General features: G+C 43.6%; 1 protein-coding gene. It reads left to right on the forward strand.

The annotated features are described in order from the left end of the window. The first annotated feature begins 40 nt into the window (after nucleotides 1–40). Nucleotides 41–1,278 (forward strand): IS3 family transposase gene (locus NY07_RS18765; protein WP_152603594.1). Its coding sequence is split into 2 segments (ribosomal slippage): nucleotides 41–413 and nucleotides 413–1,278, totalling 1,239 coding nucleotides; the frame shifts between segments, so codons are not numbered across the junction. Nucleotides 1,279–1,313: the final 35 nt, after the last annotated feature.

The following is a 1,313-nucleotide window of genomic DNA, read 5'->3' on the forward strand; positions in this document are numbered from 1 at the left end:
TGTCTCGTCCTGAAATGTGTTTACACATTGAGGACGAATTATGACTACTTCACATAACCCCTACGTTAAGCGCACTCAGCGAGATTACACACTAGGCTTTAAATTACAGGTTGTTGACGCTGTAGAAAAAGGCGACATGACTTATAAACAAGCCCAAGCCATCTATGGTATTCAAGGTCGTTCAACCGTTTTAACCTGGCTAAGAAAGCACGGGAAAATGGATTGGACACAAAACCCAAGGACGAACGCCATGCATAACACAACGAAACCAAAAGAATCGCCAGCTCAAAAAATCAAGCGACTTGAAAAAGAGTTGGAAGACGAAAGGTTGAAAAATCTCTTTTTAAATGAAGTGGTTGATATTCTTGATGCTGAGCACGGGACTAGTCTCAGAAAAAAGTATATCGCCAAGGAGCAAGAAGCCTTCAAAAACAGAAAGGGCTCAGCCTAGCCCGAGTCTGTCGGCTGTGCGGCATATCGAGGCAAAGTGTTTATCAAAGAGAAAAGCGAGCCGTTAGCCGCCAAGTAGAGCTCAAGCCCATCAAGCAGATGGTTATAGAACTTCGGCGCTATATGCCTCGAGTAGGTACAAGAAAATTGTACTCTTTGCTCAAACCGAAGTTGCGAGAAGAAGGAATCAAGCTAGGTAGAGATGCCTTCTTTGATTACTTACGTGACGAAAGGCTTCTTGTTAGACCCAAGCGTAATTTTACGAAGACCACGAATAGTAGACATTGGATGAAAAAACATCCTAACTTGCTGAAGGATTATAAGCCTCGTTATCCCGAGGATGTGTGGGTGAGCGACATCACCTATGTTCACTCTAATGCAGGAGTGCATTACCTTTCGTTGGTTACTGACGCCTTTAGCCGAAAAATTATGGGCTATGAGCTTAGCAATGAAATGAGAGCGACGGACGTCGTAAAAGCTTTAGATATGGCGATGAGAACGCGTCAGTATCGCTGCTCGTGCATCCATCATTCAGACCGTGGAGTTCAATATTGCTCAGGCGTTTACCAAGACAGACTGAAAAGTGGCGCTATCAAGCCATCGATGACGGATGGGTATGACTGTTACCAGAATGCTTTAGCCGAAAGAGTAAATGGAATATTGAAACAGGAGTTCTTGCTCTATGAGTGTAAGGATATCGTTGAGCTTGAGCAGCTAGTAAAGGAATCAATCAGCATCTATAACAATATGAGACCACACCTTAGTCTCGGGATGAAAACCCCAAATGAGGTGCATGAAAAAAGCCAACTGCTAACGCAGTTGGCTTAGTGTAAAACTGTCAACGTATTTTAGGACGACACATG

Source organism: Shewanella sp. ECSMB14101, from assembly GCF_000773485.1.
Lineage (GTDB): Bacteria > Pseudomonadota > Gammaproteobacteria > Enterobacterales > Shewanellaceae > Shewanella > Shewanella marisflavi.